Here is a 19,716-nt window from a genome sequence, read left to right as displayed (position 1 = left end):
AAGTGCAGGGAGAAGGGGGCCGAGAGTGACCGCAGAGGCCATGGTGACGAGCCCTTTCGCAGGGTCCGCCACCGACGGCGACCGCCCGTTGCGCATCGCACTCCTCACCTATAAGGGGAACCCGTTCTGCGGCGGCCAGGGCGTCTACGTCCGCCACCTCTCCCGGGAGCTCGTCAAGCTCGGGCACTCCGTCGAGGTCATCGGCGCGCAGCCCTACCCGGTGCTGGACACCGGTGCCACGCTCACCGAGCTGCCGAGCCTGGACCTGTACCGCAGCCCCGACCCCTTCCGCACGCCCAAGCGCGGCGAATACCGGGACTGGATCGACGCCCTCGAGGTCGCCACCATGTGGACCGGCGGGTTCCCCGAGCCGCTCACCTTCTCGCTGCGCGCCCGGCGCCACCTGCGGGCCCGTGCGGGCGAGTTCGACGTCATCCACGACAACCAGACGCTCGGCTACGGACTGCTGGGCGACCTCGGCGCGCCCCTGGTCACCACCGTCCACCACCCCATCACCGTCGACCGCAAGCTCGACCTCGCCGCCGCCAAGGACCGCAAGAAGCGCGCCTCCGTCCGGCGCTGGTACGCGTTCACGCGCATGCAGGGCCGTGTGGCCCGCCGGCTGCCCTCGGTGCTGACCGTCTCGGGCTCCTCCCAGCACGAGATCGCCGAGCACCTCGGCGTGCGCGACGACCGCATCCACGTCGTGCACATCGGCGCGGACACCGACCTGTGGTCTCCGGACCCGTCCGTCACGGAGGTCCCCGGGCGGATCGTGACCACCTCCAGCGCCGACGTCCCGCTCAAGGGGCTCGTCCACCTCGTCGAGGCCCTCGCCAAGCTGCGCACCGAGCAGCCCGACGCCCACCTCGTCGTCGTCGGCAAGCGCGCCGAGAGCGGGCCGGTCGCCCGCGCGATCGAGACGTACGGGCTCCAGGACGCGGTGCGGTTCGTCAAGGGCATCACCGACGCCGAACTCGTGGACCTCGTGCGCAGCGCCCGGGTCGCCTGCGTTCCCTCCCTCTACGAGGGCTTCTCGCTCCCGGCGGCCGAGGCCATGGCCACCGGCACGCCGCTGGTCGCCACCACCGGCGGGGCCATCCCCGAGGTGTCCGGCCCCGACGGGGAGACCTGCCTGGCCGTGCCGCCCGGCGACGCGGGGGCGCTGGCCGGCGCGTTGGGCCGGCTGCTGGGCGACGCCGAGCTGCGCGCCCGCCTCGGGGCCGCCGGCCGGGCGCGGGTCCTGACCCGGTTCACGTGGGCCAAGGCCGCCGAGGGCACCGCCGCGCACTACAGAGCCGCCATCGCGCAGGCCGCCGCCGCCCGTACCCGCTGAGCGCGCCGCCCAGCGCACCACCGAGCCCCACCGCAGTGCATCCGCACCACCCTTCACCCCCGTGACCGCGAAGGCAGGACCCCGTGCTGACCGTCGATTTCTCCCGGTTCCCGCTCGCCGCAGGCGACCGAGTGCTCGATCTGGGGTGCGGCGCAGGCCGGCACGCCTTCGAGTGCTACCGGCGCGGCGCCCAGGTCGTCGCCGTCGACCGCAACGGCGAGGAGATCCGCGAGGTCGCCAAGTGGTTCGCCGCCATGAAGGAGGCCGGTGAGGCCCCGGCGGGCGCCACCGCCACCGCCATGGAGGGCGACGCCCTCGCCCTGCCCTTCCCGGACGAGTCCTTCGACGTCGTCATCATCTCCGAGGTGATGGAGCACATCCCCGACGACAAGGGCGTGCTCGCCGAGATGGTCCGCGTGCTCAAGCCGGGCGGCCGCATCGCGGTCACCGTGCCGCGCTACGGCCCGGAGAAGATCTGCTGGGCGCTGTCCGACGCCTACCACGAGGTCGAGGGCGGCCACATCCGCATCTACCGGGCGGACGAGCTGCTCGCGAAGATGGAGGCCGCGGGCCTCAAGCCGTACGGCACCCACCACGCGCACGGCCTGCACTCCCCGTACTGGTGGCTCAAGTGCGCCTTCGGCGTGGACAACGACAAGGCGCTGCCCGTCAAGGCGTACCACAAGCTGCTGGTCTGGGACATCATGAAGAAGCCGCTGGCGACCCGCCTCGCCGAGCAGGCCCTCAACCCGCTCATCGGCAAGAGCTTCGTGGCGTACGCGACCAAGCCCCACCTGCCCGTCGGCGCCGCCGGCTCCGCCCAGTGAGCTCGCCGGGGCGCACCGTACCCGAGCACCTCGTCCTGGACGGGGTGCTGTCCGCCGAGCAGGCGGCGCAGACGGTGGAGGGGATCCTCGCCGTGCAGCGCGCGGACGGGGCCATACCGTGGTTCCGCGGCCACCACCTCGACCCGTGGGACCACACCGAGGCCGCCATGGCCCTGGACACGGCGGGTGAGCACGAGGCGGCCGAGCGCGCCTACACCTGGCTGGCCCGGCACCAGAACCCGGACGGCTCCTGGTACGCGGCGTACGCGGACCGGGCCGACGGGGTGGACACGGGCGCGCCGCAGGACCCGGGCCGGGAGACCAACTTCGTCGCGTACATAGCCGTCGGGGTCTGGCACCACTACCTGGCCACCGGTGACGACACCTTCCTGGACCGCATGTGGCCGTCGGTCGTGGCGGCCGTCGAGTTCGTCCTCGCGCTCCAGCAGCCGGGCGGCGAGATCGGCTGGAAGCGGGAGGCGGACGGCACCGCCGTCACCGACGCCCTGCTGACCGGTTCCTCCTCCATCCACCAGGCGCTGCGCTGCGCGCTGGCCATCGCGGACCACCGCGGTGACCCGCAGCCGGACTGGGAGCTGGCCACGGGCGCGCTCGGGCACGCGATACGCCGCCACCCGGAGCGGTTCCTGGACAAGGACCGCTATTCAATGGACTGGTACTACCCGGTGCTGGGCGGGGCGCTGTCCGGACCGGAGGCGAAGGCGCGCATCGAGCGGCGCTGGGAGGAGTTCGTCGTCCCGGACCTCGGGGTGCGGTGCGTGCTGCCGAACCCGTGGGTGACGGGCGGGGAGTCCTGCGAGCTGGCGCTGACCCTGTGGGTGATGGGGGAGTCGGACCGGGCGCTGGAGGTCCTGCGCTCGATCGGGCACCTGCGCGCCGAGAACGGCATGTACTGGACGGGTTACGTCTTCCAGGACCGGGCGGTGTGGCCGGTGGAGCAGACGACCTGGACGGCGGGTTCGCTGCTGCTCGCGGTGGCGGCGCTGGGCGGGGACGAGGCCACCGGGGAGGTCTTCGGCGGGCTGGCCCTGCCCGCGGGCCTGGAACCGGACTGCTGCCGCTGAGTTCCGTGCGGGGGACCCCCGAACGGGTCCCCCGGGTGGTGGGGGCCGGTGCCCGGGGTGAGGCTGCGGGGGACACCTCAGCCCCCCGGAGGCAACCGTGCCCGTACCCGCAAGCGTCCGTTTCCGTCGAGCCCTCACGGCGGTGGTGCTGTCCACCGCGCTGCTGGCCGGTGCCGCCGCGTGCGGCAACGGCGGCGACCGTGGCCGGCGCGATGAGGTCTCCTCGGCCGCCGCCACGGAGCTGGCCGTCCTCGCCGTGGCGGAGCCGGACGCGGCCGAGGCCGACGAGCTGGCCGCCGCGGCCCCCTCGCCGAGCACCTCCGCCGAGAAGCAGAAGTTCGCCAAGACGCGGTTCGTCGCCAACGCCGGTCTCGCGGCCGGGGCGACGTACCAGTGGATCATCAAGCCGTACCGCGAGGGCAAGTTCAAGAAGGGCGCCAAGGGGCGTACCTTCGCGCTGATCAAGGCGGGTCTGGCCGGGGCCTTCGCGTACAACCGGCTGAAGGCGGCCGCCGACAACGCCAAGGGCGACCCGCTGCTGTCGAAGGCGATGGTCCCGCTGACCGCCGGCATCGACTCCCTCAAGGGCCTGGCCGGCAAGCTCCGCAAGGGCGACGCGGGCGACGCCGACATCGACGCCTTCGACAACGTCATCAACGGCGTCAAGGACGCGGGCAAGAGCTCCGGCGCCGTGGTGACGGACAAGGTGCCGAGCACCTCGCAGCTGACCGGCTGAGACCCGCCTGCTTGAATGGCCGGTGTGATCGAGTTCCTGCTGTGCGCCCTCGCGGCGGCCGGCCTGGGGTGGCTGCTGCGGCGCAGGCACCGGCAGCGCCTCGCCGCCGGCACCCCCGCCGGGATCCCGGGCATGGCCCGGATCCCGGCCGGTGAGGGCCGCTGGCGCCCGGGCCGGGTGTACGCGGACCAGGGCGCGGCCCGCTGGCAGCCCGGGCGGGGCCCGGCGGTGCCCCTGGCGGGCGCCCGGGCCACCGCCGTACGGGCCCCCTCCGTCCGGGAGGGGATCTCCATCAACCCGGGCTCGCGGATCGTGGCCTGCGCCCTTGAAGGCGCAGGGACGATGGAGATCGCCGTGATGCCGCTGGACCTGCGCGAACTCCTCGACGTGGTGCCCGGCCTCAGCCGTTGAGCTCTGCCAGCACCCGCAGGGTGCGGGGGTCCGGGGCCGTGACGAGCAGGTCGGTGACGGGGCCCTTGCGCCACAGTTCCAGTCGTTCCGCGATCCGCTCCCGGGGGCCCACGAGGGAGATCTCGTCGGCGAACGCGTCGGGGACGGCGAGCACCGCCTCCTGCCTGCGCCCGGCCAGGAACAGTTCCTGGATGCGCCGGGCTTCGGCCTCGTAGCCCATGCGGGCCATCAGGTCGGCGTGGAAGTTGCGGGCCGCGTGGCCCATGCCGCCGATGTAGAAGCCGAGCATCGCCTTGACCGGGAGCAGCCCTTCGGCGACGTCGTCGCAGACCTGGGCCCGGGCCATCGGGGCGATCATGAACCCGTCGGGGAGGTCCGTCAGCGAGGCCTGGTAGACGTCGGTGCGGGTGGGTGACCAGTACAGCGGGAGCCAGCCGTCCGCGATGTGGGTGGTCTGGGCGATGTTCTTCGGGCCCTCCGCGCCCAGGAGCAGCGGGAGGTCCGCGCGCAGCGGGTGGGTGATGGGCTTGAGGGGTCGGCCGGTGCCGGTGCCGTCCTGCCCGCGGTAGGGGTGGCTGTGGAAGCGGCCGTCCAGGGTGACCGGGGCCTCGCGGCGCAGCACCTGGCGGACGACGTCCACGTACTCCCGGGTCGCGGTGAGCGGGCTCGCCGGGAAGGGGCGCCCGTACCAGCCCTCCACCACCTGCGGCCCGGACAGGCCGAGGCCCAGCATCATGCGGCCGCCGGAGAGGTGGTCGAGGGTGAGGGCGTGCATGGCGGTGGCGGTGGGGGTCCGGGCGGCCATCTGGGCGATGGCGGTGCCGAGCCGGATGCGGGAGGTGTGGGCGGCGATCCAGGTCAGCGGGGTGAAGGCGTCGGAGCCCCAGGCCTCGGCGGTCCACACCGAGTCGTAGCCGAGGCGCTCGGCCTCGGTGGCGAGGTCGAGGTGGGCGGGGGAGGGCCCGCGCCCCCAGTAGCCGAGTGCGAGTCCCAGGCGCATGGACGGTCCCCTCCGCGAAGCCGGATCTGACGGTACGTCAGGTAGCGGAAGGCGACTGTAGGGCACGCGCGCCCCGCCGGGAAGTGCGCGACGGCCCCCCGCCCGGGCGGGCGGGGGGCCGTGGGGTCGTGACGGGGCGGGCGGTCAGCCGCGCTGGATCCCGGAGGTGTCGTTGAGGACGCCGCGCCGGCCGTCCTGGGTCTGCGCCACCAGGGCCGACGGGCCGCGCTGGTCGACCGCCAGGTACCAGGTGCCCGGGGTCAGTTCGGCGACCGGGACGGGGGAGCCGTCCTCGCCGTAGAGGGGCCGGGCCACCGGAACCGCGAACCAGAACGGCGTGAAGTCCGCCGCCGGGGCGGCCGCCGCGTCCTGCGGGCCGGGCGCCGGCGTGCCGCCGTAGGGCGGAACCGGCTGCGGGTTGCCCCCGTAGCCCTGCGGCTGCTGGCCGCCCGGGTACCCGTACCCGCTGCCGGGCTGGGCGCCGTACGGCTGGGGGGCGGCGGGACGCGGCTCGGGCACGAGCGGCCCGGCCAGCGCGGGGATCTTCGCACCGGCGACGGCCACGCCCGCCAGGGCCAGGTTGGCGAGGAAGGCGATGATGCAGCCGGCGCCCAGGTCGGCCCTGGCCGGGCTGGTGATCAGCGACCACAGCGCGGCCCAGGCCGCCGCCACGGCCAGTACGGTGCCCCACGCCGTCAGGGTCAGGCCGCCGAGCTTGCGGCCCTCGGGCTGGAAACGGGCCGCGATCAGCAGGCCGGCGGCGATGAAGCCGGTCAGGAAGACCGTCGGCAGGGCCAGCCCGTAGACGTCGGTGTCCCACGCACTCGGGAGGTCCAGGCCGGTGGCGGAGTAGAAGTCGAGGAACGAGGCGATGAACAGCAGTACCGCTGCTCCGATCACCACGCCGTCACCTCGAGTGAGGGAGCGGATGTTCACGTCTTGGGGTGTCCTTCTCGGTCTTGGCTGGGGCGGAGCGGGCGCCCCCATGGTACGGAGGTTCACGCGGCCGAGAGGATCGGGGCGGCGGGCCGCCCCTGGACGACTCCCCGTGAACTACCCGCCCAGGAAGCCCACGATGCCGTCCGCGATGCCCTGGGCCGCCTTCTGCCGCCACTCCGGATTCATCAGCTGCGCCGCGTCCTTGTCGTCACGCATGTTGCCGCATTCGAGGAACACCTTGGGCCGGGTCGAGAGATTGAGTCCGCCCAGATCGTCGCGGACCACCAATCCGGTACCGCTGCCGAGGTAGTTGGCGGGGTCGGATCCGGTGGTGCGGCCGAAGTTGCGGGCGATGCGCTCGCCGAGGTCGCGGGAGGGCCCGACGATCCGCGCGGTGTCCGCCGCACCGCTCTTGACCCGGGCCGGGAGGATGACGTGGAAGCCGCGGTTGCCGGCGGAGGCGCCGTCGGCGTGCACGGAGACGACGGCGTCGGCCGCGGCCTCGTTGCCGATCCGGGCGCGCTCGTCGATGCAGGGACCCCACGGGCGGTCGGCCTCGTGGGTGAAGACCACCTTGACGCCCTTGGCTTCCAGCAGGGCGCGCGTCCGGCGGGAGACGTCGAGGGAGAACTCCGCCTCCATGTAGCCGGAGTTGGTGGTGGTGCCGGTGGTGTCGCACTCCTTGCGGTTGGTGCCGATGTCCACCTGCTTGTTGATCTCGGAGGCGTGCTGGAAGTTGCCCGTGTTGTGGCCGGGGTCGATGACGACGGTCCGCCCGGCGAGCGGCCCCTTGGCCGGGGCGGCCGACGGAGCACCGGTACCCGCCGCGGCGGGGCCGGGGGTGGCGCTCGGGCCGGCGCCCGGGGTGGCGCTGGACTTCGCGTCCGACGCCGCCGCCGTGCGCGAGGCCGTGAGCGGCATGCCCGCGGGCTGCCGCCCGTCGGGTCCCGGGCCGGTCAGGACCTGGGTCAGCACCCAGCCCGCCAGGCAGGCCGGGGCGAGCGCGGCCAGCGCCACCGTCAGGGCGGGCCGGCGCGCGAACCAGGGCCGGTCCGGGCTGATCGAGGATCGGGACTCGGGAAGCGGGGGACTGTCGTCATAGCGCACCTCGCGATGCTAGAACGCCCGCCCCGGCCCCGTACGGACCATCCGCCATCCGAGGGCGTGGTGTGATGGTCGTTCTGTCGGACCGGGACCGGACCGCCCTCAGACGCCCTCGGCCGTGCGGCGCAGGACGCGCAGGGAGTCCGTTGCCGACACCTCCTCGAAGGCGCCGGAGGCCAGGGCGCGGAGGTAGATCCGGTACGGGGCCTGGCCGCCGTCCGCCGGGTCGGGGAACACGTCGTGGATGACGAGCGTGCCGCCCGGCGCGACGTGCGGGGCCCAGCCCTCGTAGTCGCCCGTGGCGTGCTCGTCGGTGTGGCCGCCGTCGATGAAGACGAAGCCCAGCTTCCCGCCCCAGGCGGCGGCGACCTGCGGCGAGCGGCCGACGACGGCGATCACGTGGTCCTCGAGGCCGGCCCGGTGCAGGGTGCGGCGGAAGGTCGGCAGGGTGTCCATCAGGCCGATCTCCGGGTCCACCACCGTCGGGTCGTGGTACTCCCACCCGGGCTGCTGCTCCTCGCTGCCGCGGTGGTGGTCGACGGTGATCGCGGGGACCCCCGCCTCGCGGGCCGCGTCGGCCAGCAGGATCGTGGAGCGCCCGCAGTACGTGCCGACCTCCAGCAGCGGCAGCCCGAGGGCCGCGGCCCCGGCGGCCGCCGCGTACAGGGCGAGGCCCTCGCGCACGGGCATGAACCCCTTGGCGGCCTCGAAAGCGGCGAGGGTCTCCGGCTTGGGAGTGGCGGCGGCCATGGGTGTTCCTCCGGCGGTGAGCGGGTGCGGCTTGGCGGCCCATGGTGCCCTACCGGCCGGTAGGGCACCATGGCCGGGGTCCGCCCCGGCCGCGGGTCCCGGCCTGGCCGCCTCGACCTGCGGTCCCTGCGGCTCGCGGGCGGTTCCTCCGCGGGGCTACCAGAGCCATGACCATTCCAACGCCCTCGGCCCCGCCCGGCTATGGGCCGTGGGCCGGACGGGGCGCTCCGGGGGAGCGGATACCGGCTCCGGCGGCGGGTCAGCGGTCCAGCTCGTAGGCGAAGGTGTAGGGGACGGACGGTTCGCCGTGCCGGGCGAGGAAGCTGCCGGTGCCGCGCAGGCCGGCCAGCTCGCCCGTGCCGGATCCGGGGACGACCTCGAAGGAGCAGCGCGTGGTGCCGTCCTCGTGGAACGTGCCGCGTTCCTCGACGGCGAAGCCGCCCTTGCGGCCGTCGAGGCTTCCGGTGAGCAGCTCGATGCCGGTGTAGGTGCCGGTCGTCGCCGTCAGGTACGCGATCGTGTACGCGCAGCTGGTGCCCGCAGCCTCGATGCCGCCGGAGAAGGTGTTGGCCACCGAGGCCCGGGCGAGCCTCGGCAGCACGTCGGCCGGGCCGGCCGGGTCCTCCTCCCAGCGGGTGAAGGTGAAGTGGCCGGTGGCGGTGCGCGTGGGCATGGGCGGGTCCTTTCGACGGGCGGCGCGGGTTCCGTCCCGCGCTGTGACCAGCCTGGGCGGCATACCTGACACCCCCTGTCAGGTATGGTCCCGCCCGGCCGACAATGGGCCCCATGCGCGCCGACCGGCTTCTCTCCCTGCTCCTGCTGCTCCAGAACCGCGGCCGGATGACCGCCCCCGAGCTGGCGGCGGAGCTGGAGGTGTCCGTCCGCACCGTCTACCGGGACGTCGAGGCGCTCGGCGCGTCCGGCGTGCCCGTCGTCGCCGACCGGGGGCCCGCGGGCGGCTACCGGCTGATGGAGGGCTACCGCACGCGGCTGACCGGACTCACCGACGCCGAGGCGGGCTCGCTGTTCCTGGCCGGGGCACCGGGACCGGCGCGGGAGCTGGGGCTGGGGGCGGTGCTGGCCACCGCGCAGCTGAAGCTCCAGGCGGCGCTGCCGGCCGGGCCGGCGGACCGGGCCCGCCGCGTGCAGGACCGCTTCCACCTGGACGCGCCCGCCTGGTTCCGGGACGCCGACCCGGTCCCCCACCTGGCGGCGGCCGCGCGGGCGGTGTGGGAGCAGCGCGTGGTGGAGGCGGAGTACCGGCGCTGGTCGGGGGAGCTGCGCCGGCGGGAGCTGCACCCGCTGGGCCTCGTCCTCAAGGGCGGCATCTGGTACCTGGTGGCGGCGCCGGCCGAGGGCGGCATACGCACCTACCGGGTGTCGCGGCTGCTGGCGGTGCGGGAGACCGGGGAGGGCTTCGAGCGGCCGGCCGGGTTCGGGCTGGCGGCCTACTGGGCGGAGTCCTCCCGGCGTCTGGAGGCCGCGCTGCGCCAGGGCGTGGCGCGGCTGCGGCTCTCGCCGCGCGCGCAGCGGCTGCTGCCCGTGCAGTTCGGGGCGCCGGGGGTGCGGGCCCTGGAGGGGGCCGGGCCGCCGGACGCGGACGGCTGGGCGGAGGTGGAGCTGCCGGTGGAGTCCCTGAACGTCGCTGTGGGGGACCTGCTCCGGCTGGGCGCGGAGGCGGAGGTGCTGGGTCCGCCGGAGCTGCGGGCGGCCGTGGCCGGGGCGGTGGCCGTCCTGGCGGGCCGGTATGCGGTGCCCGTACCGGCGGCGGGAGTCGAGGGATCTGTATGATCCCCTCCCGTACCGGGGAGGGCGGGGGCCGCATGCAGGGTTTAGGGCCGGGCGGGTCGGCGGGGACGGGGCCGTTCCGGGCCGTCGGTGTGCTCGGGCAGGGCGGGATGGGCCGGGTCGTGCTGGCCGTCGCGCCGGAGGGCCGCCTGGTCGCGGTCAAGCAGGTGCACGCCGAACTGGCGGAGGACGACGGTTTCCGGGCGCGGTTCCGGCGCGAGGTCGCCGCCTCCCGGAAGGTGTCGGGTGCCTACACGGCGCCGGTCCTGGACGCCGACCCCGACGCCCCGACACCGTGGCTGGCCTCGCAGTTCGTGCTCGGTCCCTCGCTGGCGCAGGCCCTGGAGGCGGCCGGTCCGCTGGCGGAGGAACCGGTGCGCCGACTGGCGGCCGGGCTGGCCCACGCCCTGGCCGACGTACACCGCACGGGGCTGATCCACCGCGACCTCAAGCCGTCGAACGTGCTGCTCGCCGAGGACGGCGTACGCGTCATCGACTTCGGCATCGTGCGCGCCGCCGGGGACCAGACCAGGATCACCCACACCGGCGCCCTGATCGGCTCGCCGGCCTTCATGTCGCCCGAGCAGATCACCGGCGGGGAACCGACCGCCGCCGGCGACGTGTTCTCCCTCGGCGCCACCCTGGTCATGGCCTGCACCGGGAAGCCGCCCTTCGCCGCGGACTCCGTCCCGAGGCTGCTGCACGACGTGGTGTACGCCGAACCCGACCTGGACGGGGTGCCGCCCGCGCTGCGCGGGATCATCGCCCCCTGCCTGGCCAAGGATCCGGCCGCCCGGCCGACCCCGCGCGAGCTGCTCACCATGGTGGGCGCGCTCGCGCCGGCGGCCCGGCCGTGGCCGGAGCCGGTGAACGCGCTCATCGCCGCGCAGAAGGCGCAGGTCGAGGCGCTCCTCGCGCAGGCCCCCGGGCCGGAGCCCGTGGCGGCCGCCGCCGCGGGGGCGCCCGGCCGGACCGTACGGCCGCGGCGCCGGTGGAGCCGGCGTACGCGGCTGCTGGTCGGCGCCGGTGTCCTGACGGCCTGCGCCGCCGCCGGACTGACGGTCGGGCGGCCCTTCGTCGAGGACGTCTACTACACCGTCGTACCGGAGACCGTGCCGACGCCCGGCACCACGCCCCTGTCCCAGGTGGCCGACAAGTACGTGCCCCAGCCGTTCTCGTGCTCCGACGTCGCGGGCAAGGTGACGGTGCCCGCCGACTTCGACGCCCCGCAGGGGTACGGCTTCACCAAGAGCGAGAACTACGGCTGGGGCGGCCCGTCCCACCTGTGCGTCTGGCACAGCCGCTACGGCGACGAGATCTACGTCTCGTGGGGCCTGTACGTCACGGAGCCGGGGGTCGGCACCGGAGCCCAGCAGGCGAAGAAGGAGCACGAAGACTTCTACATCCGCGGCAGGATCCGGCGCGACCTCGGCCTGGGATTCGCCGAGGAGGGGATGTGGCTGCCGCCGGACGACGACAAGGACCCCGGCTGCGTCCTGTACCTGCGCGACGTCAACCAGACGGTCTACGTCCAGGTGAAGGGCAACCGCTACCCCGCCGGTTCGTGTGAGACCGTCGCCCGGGACGCGGGCCGCAGCGCGCTGGCGGTGATGGCGCGGCCATGAGGCAGCTCAGGGAGAGCGACCCGCGGGCGGCGGGCCCGTACCGGCTGCTCGCCGAGCTCGGCCGCGGCGGGATGGGCCGGGTGCTGCTGGGCGCCGCGCCCGACGGGCGGCTGGTCGCCGTCAAGCAGGTGCACGCCCGGTTCGCCGACGACGAGGGCTTCCGCGCCCGGTTCCGGCGGGAGGTCGCCGCCTCCCGGAGGGTGTCCGGCGCGTACACCGCGGCCGTGATGGAAGCCGACGCCGAGGCGGAAACCCCGTGGCTGGCCTCGGTGTTCGTGCCCGGGCCGTCGCTGGGCGCGGCGGTGGAGGCCGGCGGGCCGCTGCCCGAGCAGACCGTGCGCCGCCTCGCGGCCGGGCTGCTGCGGGGGCTCGCCGAGATCCACCGCGCGGGGCTGGTCCACCGCGACCTGAAGCCGGACAACGTGCTGCTGTCCGAGGACGGCGTCCGGGTCATCGACTTCGGCATCGCACGGGCCGCGGAGGGCCCGGACGGCGCCGAGCTGACGCAGACCGGACTGGTCGTCGGCTCGCCCGCCTTCATGGCGCCCGAACAGGCCGAAGGCCGCGAACTGGGCCCGGCCGCCGACGTGTTCGCGCTCGGCTCGGTGCTCGCGCTGGCCGCCACCGGCCGGAGCCCCTTCGCGGGGGCGTCCACCCTCCAGACCCTGTTCAACCTGGTCCACGCGGAACCCGACCTGGCGGGGCTGCCGCCGGGGCTGCGCCCGGTGGTCGAGTGGTGCCTGGCCAAGGAGCCGGCCGCCCGCCCGGTCCCGGAGCAGCTGCTGGAGCTGCTGGGGCCGGTTCCGGCGGTGCCCGGCGGCTGGCCGCCCGCCGTGCACCGGCTGATCGCCGCACAACGGGCGGACATCGAGCGGCTGCTCGGCGGTGACCCGGAGCGGACGGCGGTGACGGCGGGGGAGCCCGGGCAGCGGCCCGGAGCGGGCCCGGACCGGGTGTCCGCGGCCGCGCCGACCGCCGTGCTCACGCAGGCGGTGGGCCCGGCCGCGGGCGGGCCGCGCCGCCGTTCGGGCGGGCTGGTGGTGCTCGCCGCCGCGGGGGCGGCCGTGCTCGGCGGCGGGGCGTACCTGCTGAGCCCGTGGTCACCGGTGTCACCGTCGGCGAAGGGACCGGCCGTACCCGACCGGTACGCGCGGATGCCGGTGTGCGCGGAGGTGGCGGGACAGCTGCCGCTGCCGCAGGCGGAGCGCCGGCAGGACGAGGACCGCTACACGGAGCTGGACAACGACGCCAAGGCCGCCTGTTCCTGGTACGAGCCGCCGTACGAGGTGAGCGGCGGCGGCACCTACCAGCCGCCGGGACCGCACGCGACCGTCGGCTGGGATCTCAAGCGCAGCGGGAGCGGCTTCGCCAACGGGACGGAGCGCCAGCGTGCGGAGTTCGGCGAGGGGAGACCCGAGACCGGACTGGGGGCGGGTGACGCCGCCTACTGGGACACCCCGGCCACGGGGGAGACCTGCGTACTGGCCGTCCGCGACGGGAACCTCGTCGTGCGGGTGGAGCTGGGCGGCGACCGGCATCCAGCCGAGAGTTGCGAGACGGAGGCGAAGGCGACGGCCCGCGCCGCACTGGCGGTGATGCCGCGATGAGGGGACGGGTATGGAGCCGATAGGACCGTCGGGTCCGGCGCACGTGGGGCCGTACCGGGTGCTGGGCGTGCTCGGCGAGGGCGGGATGGGACGGGTGCTGCTGGGTGCCGCGCCGGACGGGCGGCTGGTCGCCGTCAAGCAGGTCCTCGCTCGGTTCGCCGACGACGAGGGCTTCCGCGCCCGGTTCCGGCGGGAGGTCGCCGCCTCCCGGAAGGTGTCCGGGGCGTACACGGCGGCGGTGATGGAGGCCGACGCGGACGCGCGGACCCCGTGGCTGGCCTCGGTGTTCGTCTCCGGGCCCTCGCTGGGGGCGGCCGTCCAGGCGGTGGGGGCGCTGCCCGAGGAGACCGTACGCCGTCTCGCGGCCGGTCTGGCGTCGGCGCTCGCGGAGATCCACCGGGCGGGGCTGGTCCACCGGGACCTGAAGCCCGAGAACGTGCTGCTCGCCGAGGACGGCGTCCGGGTGATCGACCTGGGCATCGCGCGGGCGGCCGAGAGCGGCGTCGACACCCGGCTGACGCACACCGGGCTGGTGATCGGCTCGCCGCCGTTCATGTCGCCGGAGCAGGCCGAGGGGCGGGAACTCACGGCGGCCAGCGACGTGTTCTCCCTCGGGTCGGTGCTGTACCTCGCCGTCACGGGCCGCAACCCCTTCGCGGGCTCCTCCACCCTCCAGACCCTGTACGACGTGGTGCACGCGGAGCCCGACCTGGACGCGGTCCCGGCGGGGCTGCGCGAGGTCGTGGAGCGGTGCCTGGCCAAGACCCCGGCCGCCCGGCCGGCCCCGGCCGAGCTGTTCGCGCTGCTCGGGCCGGTCGTCCCGGCGGGCCGGCTGCCGTGGCCGCCGGCGGTGCACCGGATGATCGCCGACCAGGGAGCGGCCATCGACCGCCTGCTGCGCGGGGGCGCCGATCCCCGGCGGGCGGCGGAGCCGGACCCGGTGACGGTGGTCGCCGAGCTGGTCCCGGAGCCGGAGCGCGGTCGGGAGCCGGCGCGCCGTCCGGAGCCGGAGCGCACTCCCGAGCCGGCGCGCGATCCGGAGCCCGGGCGGGTCCGGATCCCGGACCGCGGGCCCGGTCCGGCGCGGACTCCGGATCCGGGGCCCGCCGCCCGGCCGGCCCCCGTACGACCGGGAGAGGCGCCGCGGGCGGAGGCACCGCAGGCAGAGGCACCGCCCGCCACCCGGACCGCGCCGGCCTCCGGACCGCGCCGGGGAGCGGGGCGCGTGGCCGTTCCGCTGCTGGCGGCCGTCGTGCTGGCGGCGGCCGGTGCCGCCGTGTGGGTGACCGGGCGCCAGCCCGGCGGCTGGTGGGGCGAGGCGGTGCACACGCGGCTGGACCGCTGCGACGCCGCGGCGCCGAAACTCCCGGTGCCGCCCGGCGCGGAGCGGGCGCCGAACCTGGACACCACCCTGCCGATCCGCAGCGACTACGGCCCCACCACCGCGGTGCGCTGCTACTGGTTCGGCGGGGGGACGACCCGCGTGATCGCGGACTGGTCCCTGAAGCTCGACGGCGAGGGCGGCCGGAACGGGCCGGAGGAGCAGCGCAAGCGGCTCGCCTCGGAGCGGAAGACGGTGGCCACCGCCGTGCAGCAGGTGGCGCAGACGGACACGAAGATCGGCGACGAGACGCTGTGGAGCGGTCCCTGCGAACTCGTGGTCCGTGACGGGAACCTCAGGATCTCCGTGTGGAGCGCCACCGGGGCGGACGCCGATCCGGCCGAGTGCCGGCCGACGGTCGAGGCGATCGCCCGCGCCGCCCTGAAGGCCGTGCCGGCCGGCTGAGCGGGCCGCCGCCTCCCGGCCGGGAGGCGGCCGCCCCGCGCGAAGAACACCTTCTACTGACCTTCCGTCAGATTGAAACGTGTTCTAATCTGCCGCGCATGGGCATCGGAATCACGCAGGAACAGCGGGAGTTGGCCGAGGCCGTACGCGGCTGGGTGGCGCGCACCGTACCGCCCGAGGAGGTACGCAAGCTGCTCGACGCCCCGCCGCGGACGGGGGCGCGGCCCGGCTACTGGGACGGGCTGGTGGAATCGGGGCTGGCGGTGCCCCATCTGGAGGGCGGGACCCTGCTGGACCTGGCCGTCGTCGTGGAGGAGGCCGCCCGGGCGGCGCTGCCCGGGCCCTTCCTGCCGAGTGCGGTGGCCTCCGTACTCCTGGACCGGGCGGGGGCCGCACCGCTCGACGGCCGCATCGGGGCCGTCGCCCTCGGCCCCGGCACCCTCACCGCCGTTCCCGTCGAAGGCGGCGCACACCTCCTGGACGGGGTCGCGCCCCCCGTACTCGGCGCCGGCGAGGCCGACCTCGTCCTCCTCGCCGCCGAAACCGCGCACGGCACCCGCTGGTACGCGGTGGACGCCGACGCGCTGGACGTCCGCACCCACGAGGGAGCCGACCCCACCCGCCCCACCGCCGAGGTCCGGGCGCGGGCGGTCACCGTCGAGCCCGGCCGGCTGCTGAACCTGGACGCCGCCCTCGTCCACGACCTGGCCTGCACCCTCTTCGCCGCCGACGCCTGCGGCACCGCCGCCTGGGCGGTGCACACGGCCGCCGAGTACGCGAAGACGCGCGAGCAGTTCGGCAGCCCCATCGGCCGCTTCCAGGGCGTCAAGCACCTGTGCGCCGACATGCTGGTCCGTCTCGAACAGGCCCGCGCGCTCGCCTGGGACGCGGCGAACTGCGCCGCCGAGACCCCCGGCGTGCGCTCGCTCGTCACCGCCCTCGCCGCCGCCACCGCCCTGGACGCCGCGTACTCCTGCGCCAAGGACTGCATCCAGGTCCTCGGCGGCATCGGCTTCACCTGGGAGCACGACGCCCACCTCTACCTGCGCCGCTCCCTCGTCGCCCGCCAGCTCCTCGGCCCCGGCGAGGGCCACCTCGTCCGCGCCGTACGCCTCGCGGCGTCCGGCGTCCGGCGCGAGCTGCGCCTGGAACTCCCGGCCGGCGCCGAGGCCTACCGGGCGGCCGCCCGCGCCGCCGCCGAGGGCGCGCGCGGCCTCGACCCGGCCGCCGCCCGCCGGGCGCTGGCACCCACCGGGTACGCGGCTCCCCACCTCCCGCCGCCGTACGGGCTCGGCGCCGGGCCCGTGGAACAGCTCGTCGTCCAGCAGGAGCTGAAGGAGGCCGGGGTCAGGCTCTCCGACCTCGGCATCGCCACCTGGGTCGTGCCCTCACTGCTCGCCTACGGCACCGGCGCACAGCAGGCCGCCCACCTCCTGCCCACCCTGCGCGGGGACGTCACCTGGTGCCAGCTCTTCTCGGAGCCGGGCGCGGGCTCCGACCTGGCCTCCCTGCGGACCCGGGCCGAGCGGACCGGGGACGGATCCGGCTCTTGGAAGGTCAACGGCCAGAAGGTGTGGACGAGTTCCGCGCACACCGCCGACCTCGGGATCCTGCTGGCCCGGACGGACCCGGCCGCGCCCAAGCACAAGGGGCTCGGCTACTTCGTCGTCGACATGAAGAACACCCCCGGCATCGAGATCCGCCCGCTCAAGGAGATCACCGGCGAGGCCCTCTTCAACGAGGTCTGGTTCGAGGACGCGCTGCTGCCGGCCGACGCCCTGGTCGGGGCGGCCGACGGCGGCTGGAAGGTCGCCCGCAACACCCTCGGCAACGAACGCGTCCACATGGCCGACCAGATGACCTTCGACAGCGGGCTGGAGGCCCTGATCGCCCGCTCGGCGGAGCTCGACGGCTCCTACCCGGCCCGCATCGGCGCGCTGGCCGCCGAAGCGCACGCCCTCGCCTGCATCGGCCTGCGGACCACCCTCCAGCAGGTGTCCGGACTGGAGCCGGGCGCCGGGGCGTCCGTACGCAAGCTCGTGCAGACCCCCCACCAGCAGCGGACCGCCGAACTGGCCCTCGAACTGCTCGGCCCGGCGGGCGCCGTGTGCGAGGGCGCGGGGGAGCGGGCGGTGCACGGGATGCTCATGTCCCGCTGCCTGACCATCGCCGGGGGCACCACACAGGTCCAGCTCAACGTCGTCGCCGAGCGGATTCTCGGCCTCCCCAGGGACTAGGAGTCATCGGGCATGAAGTCGTACATCGTGGGCGTCGGCATGACGAAGTTCGAGAAGCCGGAGTCACGGGACTGGCAGTACTGGGACATGGTCGGGGAGGCCGGCGGCGCGGCGCTCGCGGACGCGGGCGTGGACTACGGGCTGGTGCAGCACGTGCCGGCCGGGTACTGCTTCCAGGCCTCCACCGCCGGGCAGCGGGCGGTGTACGAACTGGGCCTGACCGGCGTCCCCGTCTACAACGTCAACAACAACTGCGCGACGGGCTCGACGGCCCTGATGATGGCGCGGCAGTTCGTCCAGGGCGGCCTCGCCGACTGCGTGCTCGCCGTCGGCTTCGAGAAGATGAAGCGCGGCGCGCTGGGCGGCGGCGCCGACGGCGGCGACTTCGCGACGTCGCCGGTGGCCCGGCACTACGGGATCATGGCGGCCGCGCACGGCTTCGAGATGTCCCCGCCCACCGCGCAGATCTTCGGGAACGCCGCCCGCGAACACATGGAGCGGTACGGGACCACCCCCGCCCAGCTGGCGGCGGTCGGCGCCAAGAACCACCGGCACTCCGCCAACAACCCGAACGCGCAGTTCCAGGACGTGTACACGGTCGAGGAGATCCTCGCCTCCAAGACCATCCACGACCCGCTGACCAAGCTCCAGTGCTCCCCCACCTCCGACGGGGCCGCGGCGGCGCTGGTCGTCTCGGAGCGGTTCGTGGTGGCGCACGGACTGCACGACAAGGCCGTCGAGATCGTCGCCCAGGCCATGACCACCGACACCGCCGAGAGCTTCGGCGGCTCCTGCATCGACGTCGTCGGCAAGCCGATGACGGCCGCCGCCGGGCGGCAGGTGTACGAGGCCTCCGGGCTCGGCATCGAGGACGTCGACGTCGTCGAACTGCACGACTGCTTCTCCGTCAACGAACTGCTCACCTACGAGGCCCTCGGCATGTGCGCCGACGGGGCCTCCGGCAAGCTCGTGGAGAGCGGTGCCACCACGTACGGCGGGCGGTGGGTGGTCAACCCCTCGGGCGGCCTCATCTCCAAGGGCCACCCGCTCGGGGCGACGGGGCTGGCGCAGGCGGCGGAACTGGTGTGGCAGCTGCGCGGCGAGGCGGGAGCCCGCCAGGTGCCCGGAGCCCGGGTCGGGCTGGCGCACAACATCGGGCTGGGCGGTGCGGCGGTGGTGACGCTGCTGCGCAGGTGACGGGCTCCCGGACTGCCTACACGGGCGCGAGCTGCGGCATCAGGCGCAGCGCGTTCTCCCGGTTGACGGCGCGGCGGAGCGCGGGCGTCAGCGCGGGGTCCGCGGCCAGCGCGGGGACGGCGATGTCCGCGACCATGTCGGCGGGGCAGGCCGGCCAGTCGCTGCCGAAGAGGATCCGGGCCGGGTCCACGGTGGCCAGCAGGGTGCCGGCCGGGGACATCGGGCCGGCCGTGTCGTAGTAGAAGCGGTGCAGGTGGTCCCGGACGGCGGCCGGGTCGACCGGCGGGTGGAAGGAGCCCGCGAAGGCCTCCAGCCGGGTCGCGATGTGCGGCAGGAACCCGCCGCCGTGCGGCAGGATCACCGACAGGTTCGGGAAGCGGTCGAGGGTCCTGGTGCGGATCATGTTGGCGGCGGCGCGGGTCGTGTCGAGGAGGAAGTCGCACAGGAAGTTCGGCACCCCCGGCACGGTGACCCCCGGCGGCCCGCCGGCCCCCGGCCGGCCGCCGCCCGCGGGAGTACGCGGCCCCCCGCCCTCCGGCGCCCCGGACCCGGTGCCGGGCTCGGCCGCACCGCCCGCACCCGGCCTCCTGCCCCCGCCCGGGGCCGGACCGGCCGCCGGGGTGGCCGGCAGGTTGTGGGGGTGCGTGTCCACCACGGCCGCCCGCTCGTCGAGTTCGGCGAAGATCCCGTCGTAGACCGGGTCCCCCAGGTACACCCCGCCGTAGTTGGCGGTGATGTTCACCCCGGCCGCGCCCAGTTCGTCCAGCCCGAGCCGCAGCGCCCAGGAGGAGACCTCCGGGTCGTCCAGGAAGAGCGGGGTGTGGAACGCGAACCGCCCCGGATGCGCCTGCACGGCCTCCACCGCAGCCCGCAGCGTCACCGTGATGGCCTCCCGCAGCTGCGCGGAGGTCTCGTACCGCGCGGGCAGCATCGGCTTGAGCACGGCCGTGGCGATCCCCGCCCGGTCCATCAGCGCCAGCGCGGACTCCGCGTCCCAGTGCGCCCAGGGCGGCAGCGCCCGCGGGTCGACCAGTCCCTGCGCCTCCCCCCACTCCCGCCAGGCCGGCGCGCAGAAGTGGTGGTGCACGTCGATCACCGCCCGGCTGCCGTCGTCCTCGGCGGCCGCCGAGCCGGGCCGTGCTGCTCCACTGGCGGTGAAACCGCCGACGCCGTATTCCGGCATGCGCGCATTCCCTCTCTTCGGGCCGCGGAGCGGTTTCGCGAACCGGTGCGGAGCGGTTCGCGAACGGGCCGCGGAACGGGTCAGCGAACACCTTAGGACGGGCCC

17 protein-coding genes are annotated in these 19,716 nt (G+C 75.1%); 11 read left to right on the top strand and 6 right to left on the bottom strand.

All coding sequences use genetic code 11. The features are described 5' to 3' along the window. Window positions 1-25: 25 nt before the first annotated feature. The 5 genes from ACZ501_RS02620 (at window position 26) to ACZ501_RS02600 (ending at window position 4,395) form a co-directional block, all read left to right on the top strand. Entirely contained in the window at window positions 26-1,336 is a 1,311-nt protein-coding gene (locus ACZ501_RS02620; RefSeq protein WP_468791946.1) for a glycosyltransferase family 4 protein, read from the top strand. Between the two features lie 83 nt (window positions 1,337-1,419). Continuing rightward, entirely contained in the window at window positions 1,420-2,163 is a 744-nt protein-coding gene (locus ACZ501_RS02615; RefSeq protein ID WP_361604248.1) for a class I SAM-dependent methyltransferase, read from the top strand. Next, on the top strand, window positions 2,160-3,248 hold the full coding sequence (locus tag ACZ501_RS02610; RefSeq protein ID WP_361604245.1) for a prenyltransferase/squalene oxidase repeat-containing protein: 1,089 nt from the start codon (window positions 2,160-2,162) through the stop codon (window positions 3,246-3,248). Before ACZ501_RS02615 ends, ACZ501_RS02610 begins: the two co-directional genes overlap by 4 nt. A gap of 256 nt (window positions 3,249-3,504) precedes the next feature. Beyond that, window positions 3,505-3,984, top strand: a complete 480-nt coding sequence (locus ACZ501_RS02605) for a hypothetical protein (protein ID WP_468792660.1) — start codon at window positions 3,505-3,507, stop codon at window positions 3,982-3,984. Between the two features lie 24 nt (window positions 3,985-4,008). After that, the gene (locus tag ACZ501_RS02600; RefSeq protein WP_361604239.1) at window positions 4,009-4,395 is read left to right on the top strand and encodes a hypothetical protein; all 387 of its coding nucleotides are present in this window, start codon (window positions 4,009-4,011) and stop codon (window positions 4,393-4,395) included. On the opposite strand, the gene ACZ501_RS02595 is transcribed toward ACZ501_RS02600, so the two are convergent. The 5 genes from ACZ501_RS02595 to ACZ501_RS02575 form a co-directional block, all read right to left on the bottom strand. Further along, window positions 4,385-5,395, bottom strand: coding sequence for an LLM class F420-dependent oxidoreductase (locus tag ACZ501_RS02595; protein ID WP_468791943.1), 1,011 nt, complete (start codon window positions 5,393-5,395; stop codon window positions 4,385-4,387). The genes ACZ501_RS02600 and ACZ501_RS02595 overlap by 11 nt on opposite strands. A gap of 144 nt (window positions 5,396-5,539) precedes the next feature. After that, window positions 5,540-6,331 carry a hypothetical protein gene (locus ACZ501_RS02590; RefSeq protein WP_361604233.1) on the bottom strand — a complete coding sequence of 264 codons (792 nt, stop codon included), beginning with the start codon at window positions 6,329-6,331 and terminating at the stop codon, window positions 5,540-5,542. A 117-nt stretch (window positions 6,332-6,448) separates the two neighbouring features. After that, the gene (locus tag ACZ501_RS02585) at window positions 6,449-7,441 is read right to left on the bottom strand and encodes an N-acetylmuramoyl-L-alanine amidase (RefSeq protein ID WP_361604230.1); all 993 of its coding nucleotides are present in this window, start codon (window positions 7,439-7,441) and stop codon (window positions 6,449-6,451) included. Window positions 7,442-7,540: 99 nt separating this feature from the next. Continuing rightward, window positions 7,541-8,188, bottom strand: a complete 648-nt coding sequence (locus ACZ501_RS02580; RefSeq protein ID WP_468791940.1) for a class I SAM-dependent methyltransferase — start codon at window positions 8,186-8,188, stop codon at window positions 7,541-7,543. Between the two features lie 259 nt (window positions 8,189-8,447). Next, a complete protein-coding gene (locus ACZ501_RS02575; RefSeq protein ID WP_468791937.1) occupies window positions 8,448-8,861 on the bottom strand; it encodes a DUF3224 domain-containing protein in 414 nt (137 codons plus the stop codon). Window positions 8,862-8,974: 113 nt separating this feature from the next. Between ACZ501_RS02575 and ACZ501_RS02570 the strand changes: the two genes are divergently transcribed. The 6 genes from ACZ501_RS02570 to ACZ501_RS02545 all read left to right on the top strand — a co-directional run bounded on the left by ACZ501_RS02570 (window position 8,975) and on the right by ACZ501_RS02545 (window position 18,428). Beyond that, window positions 8,975-9,979, top strand: a complete 1,005-nt coding sequence (locus tag ACZ501_RS02570) for a helix-turn-helix transcriptional regulator (protein ID WP_361604221.1) — start codon at window positions 8,975-8,977, stop codon at window positions 9,977-9,979. Between the two features lie 32 nt (window positions 9,980-10,011). Next, window positions 10,012-11,601 carry a serine/threonine-protein kinase gene (locus ACZ501_RS02565; protein ID WP_468791934.1) on the top strand — a complete coding sequence of 530 codons (1,590 nt, stop codon included), beginning with the start codon at window positions 10,012-10,014 and terminating at the stop codon, window positions 11,599-11,601. Next, the gene (locus ACZ501_RS02560; protein ID WP_468791931.1) at window positions 11,598-13,208 is read left to right on the top strand and encodes a serine/threonine-protein kinase; all 1,611 of its coding nucleotides are present in this window, start codon (window positions 11,598-11,600) and stop codon (window positions 13,206-13,208) included. The genes ACZ501_RS02565 and ACZ501_RS02560 overlap by 4 nt, the downstream gene beginning before the upstream one ends. A gap of 10 nt (window positions 13,209-13,218) precedes the next feature. Continuing rightward, complete coding sequence (locus ACZ501_RS02555; RefSeq protein ID WP_468791928.1) at window positions 13,219-14,994, top strand: protein kinase domain-containing protein; 1,776 nt, start codon at window positions 13,219-13,221, stop codon at window positions 14,992-14,994. A gap of 98 nt (window positions 14,995-15,092) precedes the next feature. After that, on the top strand, window positions 15,093-17,231 hold the full coding sequence (locus ACZ501_RS02550) for an acyl-CoA dehydrogenase (protein WP_468791925.1): 2,139 nt from the start codon (window positions 15,093-15,095) through the stop codon (window positions 17,229-17,231). A 12-nt stretch (window positions 17,232-17,243) separates the two neighbouring features. After that, window positions 17,244-18,428: a lipid-transfer protein gene (locus ACZ501_RS02545; RefSeq protein WP_468791922.1), complete on the top strand. Its 1,185-nt coding sequence runs from the start codon at window positions 17,244-17,246 to the stop codon at window positions 18,426-18,428. Window positions 18,429-18,444: 16 nt separating this feature from the next. Here ACZ501_RS02545 and ACZ501_RS02540 read toward each other — a convergent pair whose 3' ends face one another. Continuing rightward, window positions 18,445-19,611 (bottom strand): amidohydrolase family protein, encoded by a 1,167-nt coding sequence (locus tag ACZ501_RS02540; RefSeq protein WP_468791919.1) that lies wholly within the window; start codon window positions 19,609-19,611, stop codon window positions 18,445-18,447. Window positions 19,612-19,716: the final 105 nt, after the last annotated feature.

This window comes from Streptomyces sp. NPDC034085, assembly GCF_055575555.1.
The sequence above is the reverse complement of the archived record's forward strand: the minus strand, read 5'-3'. Positions and strand labels throughout refer to the sequence as shown.